Genomic DNA, 15,490 nt, shown 5'->3' on the forward strand with positions numbered 1-15,490 from the left:
CATTTTTATTCAGCCAACTTTTTCAGCCAGGTCATGATGCCACGCCGTTGCCTCCGCCTCACCGTTGTTTGTTCCGCCGTTTTACTCGCCTGGAATGTCCAGGCCCAGCCATCCGAAACGCCAGCCGCCGACGGTGCCGCCGCCGCGCCGCTGAAGGCCGATAAAACCGCCGCGCCCGCCATGCAAACCGTCGAAGTCAAGGGCAGCGGCTACGATCCGCGCCGCGACGATACGGCCAGCAAGATGATCGTGGGCAGCGAGGAAATCCTCAAGTATGGCGACACGAACGTCACCGACGTGCTCAAGCGCTTGCCCGGCATTACCGTGTCCGGCGCGGCCGGGCGTTCGGGCGGCGAAATCCGCATGCGGGGCCTGGGCAGCGGCTACACGCAGATATTGCTCAACGGCGAGCGGGCGCCGGCCGGCTTTTCGCTCGACACCCTGTCGCCCGACGTGATCGAACGCATCGAGATTTTGCATGCGGCCAGCGCCGAATACAGCACCCAGTCGATCGCCGGCACCATCAATGTGGTGCTGAAAAAAGCGGTCAAGACGGCGCAGCGCGAACTCAAGCTGGGCGTGCAGGGCAGCGACGTGAGTTTTTCGCCCAGCGTCAACCTGCAATTGTCCGACCGCGACGGCAATTTCTCGTATTCGCTGGCCGCTTCGCTGTTCCGCTACGATTATCATTACGACAATCCCGGACTGGAACTGGGCTACGCGCCCGATGGCCGGCAAAACCTGCTGCGCCGCACGAATGGCACGGGCGACGGTCGTCCGGAAGGCATCAATCTGTCGCCGCGCCTGAACTGGGTGCTGGCCAACGGCGATAACGTGACGGCGCAATTCTTTTTCAACGGCGGGCGCTCGAACCACCGCAATTTCAGCCGCGCGGAAACAGAACTGGGCTTGCGCCCCGATTACGACACCAACACGGGCAGCTCCAGCAACCACAACGCCTTCGGCCGCAGCGACCTGACGTGGATGCACAAGCTGGCCGGCGGCGCCAAACTGGAACTGAAGATCGGCGCCTCGGCCGCCCGCAATACGTCCGACAGCCTGCAGCAGGGCTTTATCGACGGCAGCGGCCTGGCGCTTGAGCGCAAGGTGGGCGTGAAGGCGACGGAAAACGGCGTCAGTTCCACCGGCAAGTATTCCACGCCCTTGCTGCCCGGCCATGCTCTGTCGATGGGCTGGGATGGCGCCTACACGGAGCGCGAGGAAACGCGCCGGCAGCGCGAAGCGGCGCTGGCGACCTTGGGCGCGCGCCCGCCCGTCAACAGCGACGAGGGTTTCGACGCCACCATCAAGCGCCTGGCCCTGTACGTGCAGGATGAATGGGAAATCACGCCGCGCTGGTCGATGTATGCGGGCGTGCGCTGGGAAGGCATCGATACGCGCAGCGCGGGCGATACCTACGACGAAGTGAACCAGCGCACCAGCGTGTGGAGCCCGCTGCTGCAAACCCTGTGGAAGTTGCCCGATACCAAGGGCGACCAAGTGCGCCTGGCCCTGACGCGCACCTACAAGGCGCAGCCCACGGCGAGCCTGATTCCGCGCCGCAATACCTCGACGAATAACAGCCAGACGGACCCCGACCGCGAAGGCAATCCGTATCTGAAACCGGAGCTGGCGCTGGGCATCGATGCCTCATATGAGCACTACTGGGCCGAAGGCGCCTTGCTCAGTGCGCGCGCCTCGGCCCGCCGCATCGACGGCTATACGCGCCAGGGCTTGCTGTTCATCAATGATCGCTGGGTCTCCACGCCCGTCAACGATGGCCGCGCGAATACGCAGACACTGGAACTGGAAGCGAAGTTCCCGCTGCGCGCCGTGCTGGCCGCGCCCGTGCCGGCCATCGACCTGCGCGCCAGCGTCAGCCGCAACTGGTCGCAGGTGGAGCAGGTGCCGGGGCCGAATAACCGGCTCGACCAGCAAACGCCCGTCAGCGGCAATTTCGGCATCGACTACAAGACGCCGGACGGCATGCTGACGACGGGCGGCAGCTTCAACTTCCGCAACGGCGGCCCCGTGCGCATCACCGAGCGCCAGAGCGCCTATACGTCGCCGCGGCGCGACGTCGACATTTATGCGCTGTGGAAATTCGATGCGAAGAACCAGCTGCGCCTGGCCGTGTCGAACCTGCTGGCGCAAGACTTCGAAAGCGACACCATCTATACAGATGCCAGCGGCACGATCGTGCGCAACAGCATCTCGCCGAGCTCGCCGCAGGCGCGCGCGACCCTGGAAATGAAGTTCTGATGGCGATGTTCTCGCGCTGAAAACCCCGGCCGGCATCCCCGCTGGCCTATAATCTCGGCAATTGCGCGCGCGGCCAGCCCGTGCGCGCCGCCTTTTCATTTGCCAAGATTGCTTTCCCCATGACGTTTTCCTCCCTCGGCCTGATCGATCCCCTGGCCCGCAAACTCGATGAGCTCGGCTATGCCAAGCCCACGCCCGTGCAGGCACAGGCAATCCCGGCCGTGCTGGCCGGGCGCGACCTGATGGCCGCCGCCCAGACGGGCACGGGCAAGACGGCCGGCTTTGCCGTGCCGCTGCTGCAGCGCCTGACCCTGGAAGGCGTGGTGGCGCCCCAATGCGTGCGCGTGCTGGTGCTGGTGCCCACGCGCGAGCTGGCCGAGCAAGTCTATGCCAGCTTCCGCAGCTATGGCGGCAACTTGCCGCTGCGCAGCTTTGTCGCCTATGGCGGCGTGCCCATTGAGCCGCAGATCAGCAAGCTGCGCAAGGGCCTCGACGTGCTGGTGGCCACGCCGGGCCGTTTGCTGGACTTGCAGACGCAGGGCGCCGTCAAGTTCGAGCAAGTGCAGACGCTGGTGCTGGACGAGGCGGACCGCATGCTGGATCTGGGTTTCGAGCGCGAACTCGATATATTGCTGATGACGATGCCCAAACAGCGCCAGACCCTGCTGTTCTCGGCCACGTTCTCGGACGCCATCCGCGCCATGGCGAAAACCATGCTGAAAGACCCGATTTCGGTGGAAGTCAGCGCGCGCAACAGCACGGTGAAGGCCGTGAAGCAGTCGGTGATCGTGTGCGACAAGAAACGCAAGCCGGAACTGTTCTTGCACTTGCTGAAGAAAAAGCGCTGGGGCCAGGTATTGGTCTTCGTCAAGACGCGCAAGGGTGTCGAGCTGCTGGTGAACACCTTGCTGGAGCAGGGCGTGCGCGCCGATTCCATCCACGGCGACAAGACCCAGCCGAACCGCTTGCGCGCGCTGGCCCGTTTCAAATCGGCCGAGGTGCAGGTGCTGGTAGCCACCGACGTGGCCGCCCGTGGCCTCGACATCGACCAGTTGCCCGTCGTCGTCAATTTTGACTTGCCCACCGTGGCGGAAGACTATATCCACCGCATCGGCCGCACGGGCCGCGCGGGCGCCTCGGGCGAAGCCATTTCCCTCGTCTGCGCCGATGAAGTCGAATTGCTGTCGGCCGTGGAAGCGCTGACGCGGCAAACCCTCAAACGCAACGAGGAACCCGGTTTCGAGGCGGAACACCGCGTGCCGGGCACGTCCGCCGGCGGCACCATCCAGAAAAAGATCGTGAAAGTGCTGGCGCCGAAGGCGGCGGAGCGGGCCAAGAAAAGGCGCTTCTACAAATAATCGGCGCAGTTGGCCGGGCAGGGCAAGGCGCGCAGCACGGATATCGCATTCGTGCCATCATGCGCCATGACCTCGATACCTTTGTTCCCGCTCAATACGGTGCTGTATCCCGACGGCTATCTGCCCCTGCAGATCTTCGAGGTACGCTACCTGGACATGATACGTCAGTGCATCATGGGCGAGCAGCCGTTCGGCGTGGTACAGCTGCTGGACGGCGCGGAAGTGCGCAAGCCGGGCCAGCTGGAAACCCTGGCGCCCGTGGGCACGCTGGCGCGCGTCATCGACTGGGCCGCGCCTCTGTCGGGCTTGCTACAAGTCAAATGCATGGGCATGCAGCGCTTCCACATCGTCTCCAGTGAACAGCTGAAGCACGGCTTGTGGATGGCGCAGATTGAAACCTTGCCGCCCGACAAAACCATCCCCATCCCCCAGGAGCAGCAGAACGTGGCCGACGCGCTGGGCGCCCTGATCCGCACCTTGCAGGAACAAAAGATTCCGCCCGATCAAATGCCCCTGCAGCCGCCGTACCGCCTCGACGAGTGCGGCTGGGTGGCGAACCGCTGGTGCGAGCTGCTGTCCCTGAGTGCCATGCAAAAGCAATTGCTGCTGAGCCAGGACAATCCCGTGCTGCGCCTGGAGCTGGTACAGGATATGCTCACGGAAAACGGCTTGCTGGAAGAGTAGACACACCAGGCCGCATGTTTTCTCGTGCTTCCGTTGTGCAATTGCAATTACTATTGAGAAATACTTTACGCTTTGCCTCCGCTGACATAAGATAATGCCCCTGGGCAAGATTGCCCTGGGCAACATTCAAGAGCAGACGACATGGCAAAAGTAAGCGCGGAACAGATCAATGCGGCAATGGAAGCGATGGCGGGCGAAGGCCAGGCCATCACGGTGCGCGCCTTGCGCGAACGGCTGGGCAACGGCGCCTGCCTGGGGACCGTCAGCAAGCTCTTACAGCGCCGCAAGGCGGGTGCGCAGCGCCAGATCGCTGCCGCCGCCGAACTGTCGCCCGTGCTGCAGCAAGCCATCCTCGATTATGTAGGACAGGAATTAAGCGCCAGCCACAGCGCGCATGAAGCCGAGATGAACGACAATCAACAGGAATTGATGGACCTGGCCAGCGAAAACGAGCGCCAGCAAGAGTTGCTCGACCTGCAGGCGGGCGAACTGGAAACCTTGCGCGAGGAACTCGAACGCGAGCGGCAAGTGGCAAACCAGGCCCGCACGGACCTGGCCAAGGCGCAACTGCGTCTGGAAGGCTTGCCGCGCCTGGAAGAGGCGGCCGAACAGGCACGCATGGACCTGGCCAAGGCGCAATTCAAGCTCGAAGGCATCCCGCGCCTGGAAGAGGCCGCCGAAGCGGCACGCGCGGAACTGATCCAGGCCCAGCTGAAGCTGGAAAGCCTGACGCGCGTGGAAACGGAACTGGCGGCCGTGCGCCTAGAACTGGAAGCGGAACGCGAAGAGCTGGGCGAAACGCGCGCCGAGCTGGACGAGGAGCGTACCTTGCGCATCAAGGCGCAGCAGTTTATCGTGGACCCCATCTTCAAGACCCCTGTCTGAGGACGCCTGGCCTAAGCTGCTGTGCGTCGGTATAGGTAGCCTGCGATGCTCACCGCACTTCAGTGCGGTTGCGCTTCTCGGCCACCTCTCCCTTCCGCTCGCGACGCCTTTGCCAGGCGTCGATGCGTCGTGCTACCCTAGGTTAAACGGCGCACGGAATCGTGATGCAAGGCGCCGCAGAATCCAGGCTGGATGTGGGCAAAAGGGGCTGGCATGCGGGCCTTGATCGTCATGGGGGCTTCCGTGGGCGGCGTGAATGCGCTGTCCACCATCTTTGCCGCCTTGCCGGCGAGTTTCCCTGCGGCGATTCTGGCCGTCATGCACGTGGGGGCGCGCAAGAGCGTGCTGCCCGCCATCCTCGGCAAGAACTCCGCCTTGCCCGTGCGCTTTGCCGTAACGGGCGAACCATTGCGCGCCGGCTGCATCCTGCTGGCGCCGCCGGACCGGCATATGCTCGTCGCCAGGCTGGCTGGCCGGGCGACGGTCGAGCTGACCCGGGGTCCCATGGAACATCACACTCGTCCCGCCATCGACCCGCTGTTTCGCAGCGCGGCCGCCGCTTTCGGCCCGGCGGTGGTGGGCGTGATCCTCAGCGGCTACCTCGACGACGGCACGGCGGGCTTGCGGGCCATCAAGGCCTGTGGCGGCAAGGCGCTGGTGCAGGAGCCACGGGAGGCGCAAGCGCCATCGATGCCGCACAGCGCGCTGGCCCATGTGGACGTGGACTGGCGTTTGCCCGCCGCCGGCATCGCTCCCGTCCTGCTGGCGCTGGCCGGCACCGGCCGGGCCGCATTCGCTTAAAATAGCGCACGCCGGCCCCTGCCGCGCAAGGCATCGATAGCAAAGAAGGTTTATGTCAGTAGAGAAAAATTCACCGGCCCCCGGGCGTCTGCCGCCCTCCACGGCACCGCGCGCGCTGCCGCCCCGGCCGCCAGCAGAATTCAGTTCGCCCGAAGCGGCCCTGGCGCGCAAGCAGGCGCGCGAAGACAAGGATGCGCAGGTGCGTGGCGTCACGTCCATCGACGCCATGCGCGAGGCCATCAAGCGCGCGGCGCGCGGTTTGCCCTCCATCGCCGAGGTGCCGCGCCTGCCCATGCTGGATGCCGGCGCCTTCCGCGCGCGCGCCGCGCTGGGCTTGCCCTTCCTGATGCGCGGGCTGGTGCGGCGCTGGCCCTTGTCGGCATTGGGGCCAGAGGTCTTGCGCGAGCAGTTCAGCCACGTGCCCGTGCGTGCGCGGGTGGGCGACTACATCAACACGGCGTTCGCGGCCGACCGCGCCATGCAGGACATGTCGATGGGACAATATCTGGATATGGTGGAAGAAGGGGGGCACGCGTTGCCGCCGTACCTGGGCAACCTGGAATTGCGCGAACTGAACCGGCTGTGCCACTGGCCCACGTATTTCGACAAGATGGGCCCGCCGCGCTTCTGGGTGGGGCCGGCCGGCACGGTGACGCCCCTGCATTGCGATTACGACGACAATATCTTCGCGCAAGTGTGGGGACGCAAGCGTATCTTCCTGTCGCCGCCGCACCACGATGCCTTCCTGTATCCCAGCGAAGCGAACGCCATCCTGTTCGGTTCGCCCTTCGACCCGGAAGCGCCCGATTTCCAGCGTTTCCCCCTGGCGCGCCAGGCTGCCATGATCGAATGCCTCGTCGAGCCGGGCGACATGCTGTACGTACCCGCCGGCTGGTATCACCAAGTGCGCGCACTGACGTTTTCGCTGTCCTCGAACCGCTGGGCCAGGGCCATGCCGCTGGCCCTGCATGGCGGGGCGGGACTGCGGCGTACCGAGGCCTGATCTTATGGCGCGATGGCCAGTGCTGGCAGGCGCACCGTGCTGACAGTGGAAACCGGATGAATGTGGCCAGCCAGGAATCCAGGGAAAACCATGATGGTGTCTACTTTGCACAAGCCAACCTTACACAACAGGGCCTGCGCTGCCAACAGTTCGCGCACCACCCACGCGGCGGCGGAAGCCGTCGAAAGCTGCCAGCTGCTTGCCGCCTTGCTGTGCGGCGCGCTGGCGGGCACGGCGAAAGACGCGCTGATGGACAGTATCGCGTTCCGGCCTGCGGAACCGAAGCTGGTGGAGCTGGCCAGCGGCAGTTTCCTCGCCAAGACGGAGCAGCAGATACGCGGCAGCGGCTATTGCGTGGAATCGCTGGAAGCGGCCCTCTGGTGCTTCTTCCATACCGACTCGCTGGAAGCGGCGGTATTGCGCGCAGTCAACTTGGGGGAGGATGCCGATACGACCGGCGCCATCGTCGGCCAGCTTGCCGGCGCGTATTATGGCGCACAGGCGATTCCGCCGCTATGGCTGGAAGCGTTGGCCATGCGCGACGATATCGAGGAACTGGTGGGCAGATTGTTCGAGCGGGCCCGGGACTAGCGCAGGCTGCAGCCCACCAGCAGCAGCATCGGCCGTTCCCGCTCTTCCGCCAGGGCCGGCTGCTGCGCCACCTGCTCGTCGCTCGGCCCCCATTCTTCCACATGCTCCAGCTGGAAACCCGCTTGCAGCAGTGCATTGATGGTCGTGCCCAGGGTGCGGTGCTGTTTGATGACGCCGGGCGCCAGCCAGTCCGACACGCGCGGGCCTTGCTGCTGGTAGCTGTCGACGGGCCAGCATTTTCGGCCTTGCCCATCCGTCAGCCAGCCCGGCTGGCGCGGCGCCATGAAGATCGGGTGCTCGATGGAAAACACAAGCTTGCCTCCGGGCTTCAAGCCGTGGCGGATGGCGGCCAGCAAGGTGGCGAAATCCGCGATGTAGTGCAAGGCCAGCGAGCTGTAAACGAGGTCGTAGCTGGCGGGCGGCAAGGCCAGTTGTTCCAGGTCAAGCCGCGCATAGCTGACGGCCGCGTGCGTCCCCATGGCATTCGCCTGCGCCAGCATCTTTTCCGACACGTCCACGCCCAGCACCCGCGCCGCGCCCTGTTCTGCCGCCCAGCGGCAGAACCAGCCATAGCCGCAGCCCAGGTCGAGTACCTGCTTGCCTTGCACGTCTGGCAGCATGGCGCGCAGGGCCGGCCATTCGGGCGCGCTGTCGAGGCCGCCAATCGAGCGGGGCAGCTGGCTGTAGGCCGTGAAAAAGGCGTCGTTGTCGTAGATATTCTGGGTCATGGTTCAAGCTCCTTGCGGGCGCTGCGTTTGGCATGGCCGCCCCGCTGCGCCCGGTAAATGCCCGCGTGGCCGGAAAACAGGTAGGCCACGACGCAGGCGATGGCCGCGTACACACCGATCTCGGCGCCGAACAGTTCCATGGCCATCAGGGTCGAGGCGATCGGCGTGTTGGCGGCGCCCGCAAACACGGCGACAAAGCCGATGGCGGCCAGCAGAGTGACGGGCTGGTGCAGCAGCGGCCCCAGCGCATTGCCCAGGGTGGCGCCGATGAAGAACAATGGCGTCACTTCGCCGCCCTTGAAGCCGGTGCCCAGCGAGACGATGGTGAACGCCATCTTGCCGAGGAAATCGTATGCGGGCAGCGGCTCCTTGAGCGCGTCGACGATGGTGGGAATGCCCAGGCCGATATATTTGTCGGTGCCCAGCAGCCACACGGCGACGGCGACGGCGACGCCGCCCGCCAGCGGGCGCAGCGGGGCATAGGCAATCTTGCGCTTCATCCAGCCGCTCAAGCCGTGCGTGGCTTGCGCGAATACTTTGCCCGTGATGCCGAACAGCACGCCCGCGATGACCATGGCGCACAAGGTCCAGGTTGAAAGGGCGGGAATCAGCGGTACGGCGTAATGCGTATGCTGGACGTCCCACAGCAAGCCCACCTGGTCGGCGATGACGGCGGCAGCCAGGCAGGGCAGCATGGCTTCGTAGCGCAGGCGGCCGATGGCCAGCACTTCCAGGCCGAAGATGGCGCCCGCCAGCGGCGTGCCGAAAACGGAGGCGAAGCCGGCGCTGATGCCGGCCATCAGGATGATGCGGCGGTCTTCATTGTTCAGGCGAAACATGCGCGTGAGCTGGTCGGCCAGCGCGCCGCCCATCTGCACGGCCGTGCCTTCGCGCCCGACGGAGGCGCCGAACAAGTGCGAGATGACGGTGCCGCCCAGCACCAGCGGCGCCATGCGCAGCGGGATGATTTTTTTCGGATCGTGGATTTCATCGATGAGCAGATTCGCGCCGCCTTCGACGCTGCTGCCGTAGCGCAGATACAGCCAGCCGACGGCAAAGCCCGCCATGGGCAGCAGCCAGATCAGCCAGGTGTGCGCCAGGCGCGTACGCGTGGCCCAGTCGAGGGCGAACAGGAAGCCGGCCGAGGCCGACCCGGCCAGCACGGCCACGACAAAGGCCAGCAGCAGCCATTTCAACAGATGCTGTAACAGATCGGTGAGGGCGCTCAGGCGGTGCATCGGTCATCCAGTCATGGGGGGATGGGTGTGTGTTTCTTACAGGCCCAGTTCCGCCACCAGCGCCTGGCCGATGGCCCGCTGTTCGGCCAGGATGGCGCGCAGGTGGTGGTGGCGTGTCTTGACATTCGTCATGACCACGCGCAGCACGTTGGTCGGGCCAGGGTAGCGCGTCGATTCGAGCACCGTGCGCGACACGAAGCTGTGGCCTTCGGCCTTTTGCCGGTTCTGCAGCTTGGCGTTCAAGGTGTTCAGCTGTTTGTTCAGCTCGGTGGCCGCCTCCACCTGTCCGCCGGCCAGCATTGCCTCCATGCGCTGGCGCAAGGGCGCGGGCACGTAGCGGTAGGTGAGGATGAAGGTGTCGGAGCGCGTGACGAGTTCGAAATCCTGCTGGTCGGCCAACAAGTCCTGCAACTGGCCGGACAGGGTGGCCGCCTGCTGCAGCAGGGCCGTGTAGCCGGACACGCCCAGCACCTTGAATGAGGTCCACAGTTTCAAGGCATCGAAGCGGCGCGAGCCTTCCAGCGACGTCTGGCCCAGGTCGCCCGAGTTGTCGCGCAGGATGTAGTTGGCGTTGTGTTTCAGCAAGTTCAGGCTGGCGCTATCCTTGAACAGCACCATGCTTTGCGCCATCGGCACCCACAGCAGTTTATGTCCGTCGATGACGACGGAGTCGGCCAGGTCGATGCCGTCGTACAGGGCGCGGTACTGTTCCGCGATCAGCAGGGCCCCGCCCCAGGCCGCATCCACGTGGAACCAGATGTTTTCCCGGGCCGCAATGGCGGCCATGGCGGCCAGCGGGTCGATGGCGCCCGTTTCCGTCGTGCCGGCGATGCCGATCATGGCGACGACCTTGATCTTGCGCAATTTCAAGTCGGCAATTGTCGCTTCCAGCGCCTGGACGTCGATGCGGTTGTCGCGGTCGACGGCCACCAGGTGCAGGGCGTTTTCGCCGAGTCCCAGGGTCGCCAGGGCCTTTTTCACGGAATAATGGCTGCGGGCCGAGCCGATCACGGCCAGCCCGGCGTAGCCTGATTCTTGCATGGCGGAAAATAAACCGCGCTTGCGCGTGCCGGGCAATTGTTTTTCCAGTGCCACGGCCAGCGCCGTCAGGTTGCCCATGGTGCCGCCATTGACGACATTGCCCAGCGCGCCGCTGGTGGCGGCCATGGCCTGCGCATAGACGGCGTCCGGCTGCTGGTACACCTGGCGGTGCAGCCAGCCCAGGATCTGCTTTTCGATCAGGGTCGACACGTACGCCGTCTCGATCTTGACCTGGTTCTGGTTCAGGGTGGCCGTAAACGCTTCGGCCAGCACGCTGATCCAGGGCAAGGCCTGCGTCATGTGGCCGATGTATTGCGGATGGTTCAGCTGGGCCGTATTGGCCAGCACGGTGGCGTCCAGCTCCTGCAGGAAATCGGCCACGGGCATGCCGTGCGCGGGCGGGCTGATGTCGGACAGCTGCGTCAGCAGTTCCGCATACGGCGTGTGCGGATACGGTTCGGCGCGTTCGGCCGCCAGCCAGCCGCCCAGCATGCGCAGGGCCTGCTGCAAGGGCGCGGGTGCCTGCTGCAGCGCATCGATGGAAAAATGCTGCCGCAGCAGCTGTTCGATAGGGGTCTCGGTCATGGCGCGTTGTCTTTTCTACGGATTGCTGGTGCCACGGTGACAAACGAATTGCGCCCAGGCGGAAGCGGGATTTTACCCGACTCCGCCTGGGCGCATCAGTTTGCTATTTGCAAATGGTAATTAGAAGTAATTCAGGCCCAGCGCCGACTTGACTTCATCGGCCGTGCGGGCCGCCACTTCGCGCGCCTTGAAAGTGCCTTCTTTCAACATCTGGATGACCTGCCCCTTGTCTTTTGCGAACTCTTCGCGGCGGGCGCGGATCGGCGCCAGCATTTCCTGCAAGACCACGTCCAGGCGCTTCTTGACGATGCTGTCGCCCAGGCCGCCGCGCACGTAATGGGCTTTCATTTCGGCCAGCGCCGCTTTTTCCGGATCGAACGCGTCCAGGTAGGTAAACGCGATGTTGCCTTCCAGGTGGCCCGGGTCTTCCACGCGCAGGTGCAGCGGGTCCGTGTAGACTTTTTTCACGGCGGCCGTGATTTCGGCCGGGGTGGCGCCCAGGTTGATGGTGTTGCCCAGCGACTTGCTCATCTTCGCCTTGCCGTCGATGCCGGGCAGGCGGCCGATGTCCGGCACCAGCGCCTTGCATTCCATCAGCACTTCACGGTTGTACATGCGGTTGAAGCGGCGCACGATTTCATTCGTTTGCTCGATCATGGGGATCTGGTCTTCGCCCACGGGCACCACGCCCGCCTTGAAGGCCGTGATGTCGGCCGCCTGGCTGGCCGGGTAGGTCAGGAAACCGGCCGGAATGTCGCGCTCGAAGCCGCGCAGGCGGATTTCTTCCTTGACGGTGGGATTGCGCTCGAGGCGCGCCACGGTGACGATGTTCAGGTAGTAAAAGGTCAGCTCGGCCAGTTCCGGGATCTGCGACTGGATGAAGACCGTGGTCTTGCTCGGGTCGATGCCGACGGCCAGGTAGTCCAGCGCCACTTCGACGACGTTGCGGTGCACCTTGTCGATGTCGTCCATATTGTCCGTCAGCGCCTGCGCGTCGGCCAGCATGATGAATTGCTTGTAGCTGTTCTGGTAGGCGACGCGGTCGCGCAGGCTGCCCACGTAGTGGCCCAGGTGCAGGGGGCCGGTGGGGCGGTCGCCTGTCAGGATCACGGATTGCGACGCGATGGCGGCGGCGGACAGCGGTGCTGCCGGGGCGTTGTCGGTGTCGGGGGTATCGGGGGTGTTAGGCAAGCTCATCAAGTTTCCTTTTGAGCCGCCTGCATCGGGGATGATCCAGGCTGAGCCTGTTACGCCACCGATCGAGGCGGCGTGGATCAAATTCACATCACTATAGAGTGGCCGCGCGAAAGTGAGCGGGACCACCAATTCAAGCAGGCGTGTTGTGACGGGATAAATTTCATGGCGATATGGTTGCAGTTCGGGCGCGTTCTGTCAAGTTGCGTGCCCATATATCTGCTGCGCCGCGTCAGAGGCTGGCCTACTGCGGAACTTGCTTTCCGGGTACTATTGCCGTTCGGCCACTTTTGCGTGGCATGAATCATTGGAGAACAGTATGCGCGTGTCGTCCCCCGTCCGGCTCACCGGCCTGGCTTTTGTTATCAGTTCTTTGTTTGCAGTACCGGCGATGGCGCAAACGCCGCCGATGACGCCCGATATCGGCGCCAAGCTGGTGCTGCCCGATATGAATGATTACGTCAAGCGCGTGGTGATGATCCCCATGCGCGACGGCGTCAAGCTGTACACGGTGATCGTCGTGCCGAAAGACGCCAAGCGGGCGCCGATCATGCTCACGCGCACGCCGTACAACGCGGCCCGCCGCGCGCAGCGCGCCACCAGCGCCAGCATGCTGGCCACCTTGCCGCAGGGCGACGATACCCTGGTGGAAAACGGCTACATCCGCGTGTTCCAGGACGTGCGCGGCAAGCATGGCTCGGAAGGCGATTACGTGATGACGCGCCCCGTGCGCGGCCCGCTGAACAATACCAAGGTCGATAACGTGACCGATGCATGGGACACCATCGATTGGCTGGTGAAAAATGTACCGGAAAGCAATGGCAAGGTGGGCATGCTCGGTTCCTCGTACGAAGGGCATACGGTACTGATGGCCCTGGTCGACCCGCATCCGGCGCTGAAGGTGGCCATTCCCATGAGCGCCATGGTCGATGGCTGGCGCGGCGACGACTGGTTCCATAACGGCGCCTTCCGCATGCCGAGCCTGTCTTATCTGGCGTGGCAGACGAGCGTGCGCGGCAGCGGCGAGGCGCCCGTGCTGGGCGTCTACGACGACTACGACGCGTATCTGCGCATCGGCTCGGCCGGTGATTTCGCGAAGAAATTCGGCATCGACAAGCTGACCTACACGAAAAAGCTGTTCGAGCATCCGGCCTACGACAGTTACTGGCAGGAACAGGCGCTCGATAAAATCCTCGCCAAGCGTCCGTTGATCGTGCCCACCATGCACGTGGTGGGGCAGTGGGACCAGGAAGACATCTATGGCCCCTATGCCACCTATACGGCGATGGAAGGGCGCGACAAGCACAACAACCTCAATTACCTGGCCATCGGCCCGTGGCGCCATAGCGGCGTCAACTATGAAGGCTCCAGCCTGGGCGCCCTGAAGTTTGACGGCGATACGGCACGCCAGTTCCGCGAAAAAGTCATGCAGCCATTCCTCAATCAATACCTGAAGGATGGCGCGCCGGAAGCGAACACGGCGCCCGTCGTGTCCTACCAGAGCGGCACCAACCAGTGGCAGCGCCTGCAGCAGTGGCCGCTGGCTTGCGAGACCTGCGACACGAAGCTGACGCCGATCTACCTGCAGGACGGTTCCAGGCTGGGCTTTGCGGCGCCATCGGGCGCTGCGGAGGCGGCGGAAGGCGCGTTCGACGAATACGTGGCCGATCCGGCCAAGCCCGTGCCTTTCGTGCCCCGTCCCGTGCGCCTGAGCGATGCCGACGTGTGGAAGCCATGGCTGGTCAGCGACCAGCGCGGCTATGCGGACCGCACGGACGTGCTCAGCTATGTTTCGGAACCGTTGAAAACGGCCGTGCGCATCGCCGGCGCACCGATGGTCAACCTGTTCGCCGCCACCAGCGGCACGGATGCGGACTGGGTGGTGAAACTGATCGACGTGTATCCGGACGAAGTGCCGTCGCAGCCGGCCATGGGCGGCTACCAGCTGGGCGTGGCCATGGATATCTTCCGCGGGCGCTACCGCGACAGCTTCGAGCACCCGACGCCGATACCGGCGGGCAAAGTGGAGCGCTACCGCTTCGCCTTGCCGAATGCGAATCACGTCTTCCTGCCCGGTCACCGCATTGCCGTGCAAGTGCAGTCGAGCTGGTTCCCGCTGTACGACCGCAACCCGCAAAACTACGTGCCGAACATCTTCCTGGCCGACCCAGGCCATTATAGAAAGGCGACGCAGCGCGTGTACCACGCGGCAGGGGCAGCCAGCGCGATCGAGTTGCCGATCGCGCCGCTCGACGCCCGCTAGCCCATGCGCATGAGGATGGCGCCCGCCGCGATCAGGCCGATGGCCACATAGCGGCGGGGGCTGATCTTTTCGCGCAGGAACAGGGCCGCAATGGCGATGGCGAACAGGATCGATGTTTCGCGCAGGGCCGCGATGGCCGCCACGGGTGCCTGCGTCATGGCCCACAGGGCCAGTCCATACGAGGCCAGGGTGCCGAAACCGCCAAAGGCGGCCAGATGCCATTGCGTTTGCGCATAGGCCAGCAGGCCGGCGCGGCGGCGCAGCACCGTCCACAGCAACAGTCCCGTACCGTTCAAGACAAAAATCCACATCGTGTAGGCGGCCGGGGCGCCGGACAGGCGCACGCCGATGCCGTCGATCAGGGTATAGCTGGCGATGACGCAGGCGTTGCCCAGCGCAAAGGCGGTGGCGCGTCCCGTGCCCTTCGCCGTACCAGGCATGGCGGGCGTGCGCGCGGCAACATACAGGCCGAAGATGCCCGCGCTGATGCAGGCGACGGCGGCCATCTGCATGGCAGAAAGCCGCTCGCCGATCAGCGGCCAGCTGGCCAACGCCACGAGCAGCGGCGCGCTGCCGCGCATCAAGGGGTAGGCATGGCTCATGTCGCCCGCCTTGTAGGCGGCCGCCAGCAGCGAGTAATAGGCCAGCTGTGCCACGGCCGAAGCGGTCAGGTAGGGCCAGCTGGCGGGGGCGGGGGCCTCGACGAAGGGCAAGACTGCCAGCGAGATCAGCGCCGCGCCCACGGAGACGAGCACGGTGGTGAGGAAGGTATCCTTGCCCGACTTGACGATGGCGTTCCAGCTGGCATGCAGCAGGGCGGCAAACAGGACGACGGCGACGACGAGACCGGACATGCA

Annotated in this window: 13 protein-coding genes; 8 read left to right on the plus strand and 5 right to left on the minus strand. The window is 64.7% G+C overall.

Going from position 1 to position 15,490, the window contains the following annotated elements; genetic code table 11:
* Positions 1–33: 33 nt before the first annotated feature.
* From AC0V2Y_RS13720 to AC0V2Y_RS13750, 7 genes are all read left to right on the plus strand, one after another.
* Positions 34–2,262 carry a TonB-dependent receptor plug domain-containing protein gene (locus tag AC0V2Y_RS13720; RefSeq protein ID WP_475414278.1) on the plus strand — a complete coding sequence of 743 codons (2,229 nt, stop codon included), beginning with the start codon at positions 34–36 and terminating at the stop codon, positions 2,260–2,262.
* A 119-nt stretch (positions 2,263–2,381) separates the two neighbouring features.
* A complete protein-coding gene (locus tag AC0V2Y_RS13725) occupies positions 2,382–3,620 on the plus strand; it encodes a DEAD/DEAH box helicase (RefSeq protein ID WP_475414277.1) in 1,239 nt (412 codons plus the stop codon).
* Positions 3,621–3,686: 66 nt separating this feature from the next.
* The gene (locus tag AC0V2Y_RS13730; protein WP_475414276.1) at positions 3,687–4,304 is read left to right on the plus strand and encodes an LON peptidase substrate-binding domain-containing protein; all 618 of its coding nucleotides are present in this window, start codon (positions 3,687–3,689) and stop codon (positions 4,302–4,304) included.
* Between the two features lie 141 nt (positions 4,305–4,445).
* Positions 4,446–5,189: a DNA-binding protein gene (locus AC0V2Y_RS13735; protein ID WP_475414275.1), complete on the plus strand. Its 744-nt coding sequence runs from the start codon at positions 4,446–4,448 to the stop codon at positions 5,187–5,189.
* A 213-nt stretch (positions 5,190–5,402) separates the two neighbouring features.
* Positions 5,403–5,990, plus strand: a complete 588-nt coding sequence (locus tag AC0V2Y_RS13740; RefSeq protein ID WP_475414274.1) for a chemotaxis protein CheB — start codon at positions 5,403–5,405, stop codon at positions 5,988–5,990.
* 52 nt (positions 5,991–6,042) lie between these two features.
* Positions 6,043–6,993: a cupin-like domain-containing protein gene (locus AC0V2Y_RS13745; protein ID WP_475414273.1), complete on the plus strand. Its 951-nt coding sequence runs from the start codon at positions 6,043–6,045 to the stop codon at positions 6,991–6,993.
* A gap of 90 nt (positions 6,994–7,083) precedes the next feature.
* Positions 7,084–7,584, plus strand: coding sequence for an ADP-ribosylglycohydrolase family protein (locus AC0V2Y_RS13750; protein WP_475414272.1), 501 nt, complete (start codon positions 7,084–7,086; stop codon positions 7,582–7,584).
* On the opposite strand, the gene AC0V2Y_RS13755 is transcribed toward AC0V2Y_RS13750, so the two are convergent.
* The 4 genes from AC0V2Y_RS13755 to trpS all read right to left on the minus strand — a co-directional run bounded on the left by AC0V2Y_RS13755 (position 7,581) and on the right by trpS (position 12,373).
* Entirely contained in the window at positions 7,581–8,312 is a 732-nt protein-coding gene (locus AC0V2Y_RS13755) for a class I SAM-dependent methyltransferase (protein ID WP_475414271.1), read from the minus strand. The two genes, AC0V2Y_RS13750 and AC0V2Y_RS13755, sit on opposite strands and share 4 nt — an antisense overlap.
* Complete coding sequence (locus AC0V2Y_RS13760; RefSeq protein WP_475414270.1) at positions 8,309–9,550, minus strand: voltage-gated chloride channel family protein; 1,242 nt, start codon at positions 9,548–9,550, stop codon at positions 8,309–8,311. Before AC0V2Y_RS13760 ends, AC0V2Y_RS13755 begins: the two co-directional genes overlap by 4 nt.
* A gap of 36 nt (positions 9,551–9,586) precedes the next feature.
* On the minus strand, positions 9,587–11,176 hold the full coding sequence (locus tag AC0V2Y_RS13765; RefSeq protein WP_475414269.1) for a pyridoxal-dependent decarboxylase: 1,590 nt from the start codon (positions 11,174–11,176) through the stop codon (positions 9,587–9,589).
* 120 nt (positions 11,177–11,296) lie between these two features.
* A complete protein-coding gene (trpS, locus tag AC0V2Y_RS13770) occupies positions 11,297–12,373 on the minus strand; it encodes a tryptophan--tRNA ligase (protein ID WP_475414268.1) in 1,077 nt (358 codons plus the stop codon).
* Positions 12,374–12,689: 316 nt separating this feature from the next.
* Here trpS and AC0V2Y_RS13775 point away from each other — a divergent pair, with 316 nt between their 5' ends.
* Positions 12,690–14,633 (plus strand): CocE/NonD family hydrolase, encoded by a 1,944-nt coding sequence (locus AC0V2Y_RS13775; protein WP_475414267.1) that lies wholly within the window; start codon positions 12,690–12,692, stop codon positions 14,631–14,633.
* On the opposite strand, the gene AC0V2Y_RS13780 is transcribed toward AC0V2Y_RS13775, so the two are convergent.
* A complete protein-coding gene (locus tag AC0V2Y_RS13780) occupies positions 14,630–15,487 on the minus strand; it encodes an EamA family transporter (RefSeq protein ID WP_475414266.1) in 858 nt (285 codons plus the stop codon). The two genes, AC0V2Y_RS13775 and AC0V2Y_RS13780, sit on opposite strands and share 4 nt — an antisense overlap.
* Positions 15,488–15,490: the final 3 nt, after the last annotated feature.

Source organism: Janthinobacterium sp. BHSEK (assembly GCF_056174685.1).

Excerpts from the sequence above, each read along its gene's own strand:
- AC0V2Y_RS13720 (WP_475414278.1), top strand. The coding sequence starts at position 34 with ATGATGCCACGCCGTTGCCTCCGCCTCACCGTTGTTTGTTCCGCCGTT.
- AC0V2Y_RS13725 (WP_475414277.1), top strand. The coding sequence starts at position 2,382 with ATGACGTTTTCCTCCCTCGGCCTGATCGATCCCCTGGCCCGCAAACTC.
- AC0V2Y_RS13730 (WP_475414276.1), top strand. The coding sequence starts at position 3,687 with ATGACCTCGATACCTTTGTTCCCGCTCAATACGGTGCTGTATCCCGAC.
- AC0V2Y_RS13735 (WP_475414275.1), top strand. The coding sequence starts at position 4,446 with ATGGCAAAAGTAAGCGCGGAACAGATCAATGCGGCAATGGAAGCGATG.
- AC0V2Y_RS13740 (WP_475414274.1), top strand. The coding sequence starts at position 5,403 with ATGCGGGCCTTGATCGTCATGGGGGCTTCCGTGGGCGGCGTGAATGCG.
- AC0V2Y_RS13745 (WP_475414273.1), top strand. The coding sequence starts at position 6,043 with ATGTCAGTAGAGAAAAATTCACCGGCCCCCGGGCGTCTGCCGCCCTCC.
- AC0V2Y_RS13750 (WP_475414272.1), top strand. The coding sequence starts at position 7,084 with ATGATGGTGTCTACTTTGCACAAGCCAACCTTACACAACAGGGCCTGC.
- AC0V2Y_RS13755 (WP_475414271.1), bottom strand. The coding sequence starts at position 8,312 with ATGACCCAGAATATCTACGACAACGACGCCTTTTTCACGGCCTACAGC.
- AC0V2Y_RS13760 (WP_475414270.1), bottom strand. The coding sequence starts at position 9,550 with ATGCACCGCCTGAGCGCCCTCACCGATCTGTTACAGCATCTGTTGAAA.
- AC0V2Y_RS13765 (WP_475414269.1), bottom strand. The coding sequence starts at position 11,176 with ATGACCGAGACCCCTATCGAACAGCTGCTGCGGCAGCATTTTTCCATC.
- trpS (WP_475414268.1), bottom strand. The coding sequence starts at position 12,373 with ATGAGCTTGCCTAACACCCCCGATACCCCCGACACCGACAACGCCCCG.
- AC0V2Y_RS13775 (WP_475414267.1), top strand. The coding sequence starts at position 12,690 with ATGCGCGTGTCGTCCCCCGTCCGGCTCACCGGCCTGGCTTTTGTTATC.
- AC0V2Y_RS13780 (WP_475414266.1), bottom strand. The coding sequence starts at position 15,487 with ATGTCCGGTCTCGTCGTCGCCGTCGTCCTGTTTGCCGCCCTGCTGCAT.